Annotated in this window: 3 protein-coding genes and 1 pseudogene; 2 read left to right on the top strand and 2 right to left on the bottom strand. The window is 52.4% G+C overall.

Translation table 11 applies throughout. The features are described from left to right. Window positions 1-221: 221 nt before the first annotated feature. Both V6E55_RS25145 and V6E55_RS25150 read left to right on the top strand, forming a co-directional pair. The gene (locus V6E55_RS25145) at window positions 222-1,700 is read left to right on the top strand and encodes a SulP family inorganic anion transporter (RefSeq protein ID WP_000927306.1); all 1,479 of its coding nucleotides are present in this window, start codon (window positions 222-224) and stop codon (window positions 1,698-1,700) included. 18 nt (window positions 1,701-1,718) lie between these two features. Further along, window positions 1,719-2,546, top strand: a complete 828-nt coding sequence (locus V6E55_RS25150) for a universal stress protein (protein WP_001066652.1) — start codon at window positions 1,719-1,721, stop codon at window positions 2,544-2,546. 59 nt (window positions 2,547-2,605) lie between these two features. On the opposite strand, the gene arsC is transcribed toward V6E55_RS25150, so the two are convergent. Both arsC and arsB read right to left on the bottom strand, forming a co-directional pair. Beyond that, complete coding sequence (gene arsC, locus V6E55_RS25155; RefSeq protein ID WP_000065802.1) at window positions 2,606-3,031, bottom strand: glutaredoxin-dependent arsenate reductase; 426 nt, start codon at window positions 3,029-3,031, stop codon at window positions 2,606-2,608. A gap of 12 nt (window positions 3,032-3,043) precedes the next feature. Then, window positions 3,044-3,877, bottom strand: a pseudogene (gene arsB / locus V6E55_RS25160) (arsenite/antimonite efflux transporter); the annotation flags it as partial. Window positions 3,878-3,954: the final 77 nt, after the last annotated feature.

The raw sequence follows: 3,954 nt of genomic DNA on the forward strand, positions 1-3,954 counted from the left end.
AAAGCGTGCGTATTGCCTGAAAACACAACCCGCTACGGGGGAGACTTACCCGAAATCTGATTTATTCAACAAAGCCTACGCCACCCTGAGTTTTTCCTTCCTCTGTCGTACTGAGCAAGCCTCAGCACGCACTCAATAACATCCCGTCTGCGGATGTGCTTTACCGTACGTAAAAATGTAGCCCTCCAGGGCTGACTGTATCTAAAAACTGAGAAATTACTATGTTGCTGTCCTCGACGCGTAAGGACTGGCTGGGTAACGTCCGTGGTGACGTTCTGGCCGGTATTGTTGTCGCGCTCGCACTCATTCCAGAAGCGATCGCCTTTTCCATTATCGCCGGTGTTGATCCCCAGGTGGGCCTCTACTCGGCGTTCTGTATTCCTCTCGTTATGGCCTTCTTTGGCGGACGTCCGGCGATGATTTCGTCCTCCACCGGTGCAATGGCTCTCCTGATGGTGACGCTGGTGAAAGATCATGGCTTACAGTATTTACTGGCTGCCTCCATACTGACCGGGGTATTCCAGCTGATAGCCGGATATCTGAAGCTTGGCGGGCTGATGCGTTTTGTTTCACGCTCAGTGGTCACGGGGTTTGTTAATGCACTGGCAATACTGATTTTTATGGCCCAGTTGCCTGAGCTGACCAATGTGACATGGCATGTTTATGCCATGACTGCGGCAGGGCTGGGGATCATCTATCTCTTCCCTTATATCAACAAAACCATTCCTTCACCGCTTGTGTGCATCGTGGTGCTGACTGGGATTGCCATGTGGCTGCATCTGGATGTGCGAACCGTCGGGGATATGGGGAAACTTCCCGACAGTCTGCCGGTCTTCCTGCTCCCGGACGTGCCTTTAAATCTTCAGACGCTGCTCATCATCCTGCCATATTCTGCGGGGCTTGCGGTGGTTGGCCTGCTTGAGTCGATGATGACCGCCACTATCGTGGATGACATGACCGACACGCCAAGCGACAAAAACAGGGAGTGCAAAGCTCAGGGCATCGCGAACATCTGCACATCCTTTATCGGAGGAATGGCAGGCTGCGCGATGATTGGGCAATCTGTTATCAACGTAAAATCCGGTGGACGCGGACGACTTTCAACCCTCACGGCGGGCGTGGTGCTGCTTTGCCTGATTGTGTTCCTGCGCAACTGGGTCTCCCAAATTCCGATGGCAGCGCTGGTCGCGGTGATGATTATGGTTTCCATCGGGACATTCTCCTGGCGCTCCATTGCCAACCTGCGGACACACCCCCTTTCAACCAGCGTGGTCATGCTTGCCACCGTCGCGGTTGTGGTGGCAACACATAATCTGGCCTTCGGTGTGCTGACCGGTGTACTGATTGCTTCGCTCAATTTTGCCACTAAAGTATCCCGGTTCATGCGTGTAACCTCAGTTCTGGAGGGGACGAGCCGGACGTATACCGTCACCGGCCAGGTATTCTTTGCATCAGCAGACCGCTTTACGAGCCACTTTGATTTCCGTGAAGCGATTGAGAATGTGGTGATAGACGTTTCACATGCCCATTTCTGGGACATCACGTCCGTCAGCGCCCTGGATAAGGTGGTCATTAAGTTCCGTAGAGAGGGCGCCGGGGTTGAAATACGTGGGATGAATGAAGCCACCCGCACCATCGTTGACCGGTTTGGTGTTCACGATAAACCTGAAGAAGTCGAAAAACTGATGGGCGGTCATTAACAGACTGGAGGGAAAACTATGAATAATACTGTTACAGCCTGTGTGGACGGTTCACTTTCAACGCGGTCAGTGTGTGAATATGCGGCGTGGGCAGCCCGCACTTTGCAATCACAGCTAGCACTGTTGCACGTTATCGAAAAAGACAGCACCCCGGTAGTGTCAGACCTGACCGGCACTCTCGGCATAGACAGTCAGCAATTGCTGACCGATGAGCTGGTAGAAATTGAAGGGCAACGTAATCGCCTGCTGATGGCCCAGGGGAAAGCAATACTGGAAAGTTGTGCTGAACTGCTTCAAAAACAGGGAAGCCCGGATGTGCTTTTGATGCAAAAACACGGTACACCGGATGAAGTTCTGGCAGAGCTGAGCGACCTTCGTCTCATGGTGCTGGGGCGTCGGGGTAGCCAGCATCCGGTAGGCTCTCATCTGGAAAGCGTTATTCGTCTGCAAAAGAAACCCCTACTGGTTGTTCCGGAGAACTACTCAGTGCCTTCCAGAGTCATGCTGGCTTATGATGGCAGTGAAGAAAGCAGGAGTAACCTGGAACGTCTGACGATGAGTCCCTTACTCAGGGGGCTGGAGTGCCACCTTGTCATGGTAAACGGTAAGAAGGAAGAGCTGCTGACCGCACAGCAAATTTTACGTGACGCGGATATAGAAAACAGCACAACACATCTTACCGGGCAATCAGTCGGGGACGCGCTTATTCGTTACGCCGAGGAAAATGCTGTCGATCTGATAGTGATGGGGGCCTACGGTCATTCCAGGTTGCGGCAGTTCTTTATCGGTAGTCATACCTCCGAAATGCTGCAAAAGACGCAACAACCGCTTCTTATCCTCCGTTAGCACTGATTATCTTAAATAAAAAAGGGCGAGTTCTCTCGCCCTTCGTCACAAGAACACGTTTAGTTCAGCCGGTTACCTTTTTCATCAACTACCTTCTCACCGTCCTCTTTCGTGAACGCGCTTTTCTGCGCATCGGGAAGAATATCCAGCACGACTTCAGAAGGGCGGCATAGCCGGGTACCCAGCGGCGTTACCACGATAGGGCGATTGATCAGAACAGGGTGCTGCAACATAAAATCGATTAACTGCTCGTCAGTAAAGCGGTCTTCCGCCAGCCCTAACGCTTCAAAAGGTTCGACATTCTTACGCAGCAGCGCTCGTACCGTGATCCCCATATCCGCAATGAGTTTTACCAGCTCAGCTCGTGATGGTGGGGTTTCAAGATAATGAATAACGGTCGGCTCTGTACCGCTGTTGCGGATCATTTCAAGGGTATTGCGTGACGTGCCGCAGGCCGGGTTGTGATAAATGGTAATGTTGCTCATATCAGTATCTCATTACAAAGTGAAAGACAGACGAAGCGCCAGTGCTGCAAGCGTGACAAACAGCACGGGGATTGTCATGACAATGCCCACCCGGAAGTAATATCCCCAGGTAATTTTGATATTTTTCTGCGACAGAACGTGCAGCCACAGTAACGTTGCCAGACTGCCGATAGGGGTAATTTTTGGCCCCAGGTCGCTGCCGATGACGTTGGCGTAAATCATCGCTTCTTTGATAACACCGGTCGCTGTGCTGCCATCAATCGACAGCGCCCCGACCAGCACGGTCGGCATATTGTTCATCACTGATGACAGGAAGGCCGTCAGGAAGCCCGTACCCAGCGTTGCCGCCCACAATCCCTGCTCTGCCAGCTGATTCAGCAAGGAAGAGAGATAGTGGGTCAGACCGGCATTTCGTAAGCCGTAGACCACCAGGTACATCCCCAGCGAGAAGATAACGATTTGCCAGGGCGCACCACGCAGCACCTTACCGGTGTTAATGGCATGCCCTTTTTTCGCAACAGCAAACAGAAGCAATGCACCAGCGGCTGCGACCAAACTGACCGGTACGCCCAGCGGCTCCAGTCCGAAGAATCCCACCAGAAGCAACACCAGAACCAGCCAGCCGGTTTTAAAGGTATTCACATCACGTATAGCGTCTTTCGGTTCTTTCAACAGAGAAACGTCGTAAACGGCGGGAATGTCCTTACGGAAAAACAGATGCAGCATCACCAGCGTAGCCGCAATCGCGGCCAGGTTAACCGGGACCATCACGGCGGCATATTCTGAGAAACCAAGCTTAAAGAAATCCGCCGAGACGATATTCACCAGGTTTGAGACAATCAGTGGCTATTAGACGTCAACTACCTTGGCCGGTACGCGTCAACTACTCTGGCCGCCTTTGAGTTATTTCTTAGCTGACTGCT

The sequence above is a fragment of the Enterobacter sp. 342 genome (genome assembly GCF_036663495.1).
Taxonomy (GTDB): domain Bacteria; phylum Pseudomonadota; class Gammaproteobacteria; order Enterobacterales; family Enterobacteriaceae; genus Enterobacter.

What these genes read in the sequence shown, in the direction of transcription:
- arsC (WP_000065802.1), bottom strand. Translation starts at nt 3,031, where the DNA reads ATGAGCAACATTACCATTTATCACAACCCGGCCTGCGGCACGTCACGC.
- V6E55_RS25145 (WP_000927306.1), top strand. Translation starts at nt 222, where the DNA reads ATGTTGCTGTCCTCGACGCGTAAGGACTGGCTGGGTAACGTCCGTGGT.
- V6E55_RS25150 (WP_001066652.1), top strand. Translation starts at nt 1,719, where the DNA reads ATGAATAATACTGTTACAGCCTGTGTGGACGGTTCACTTTCAACGCGG.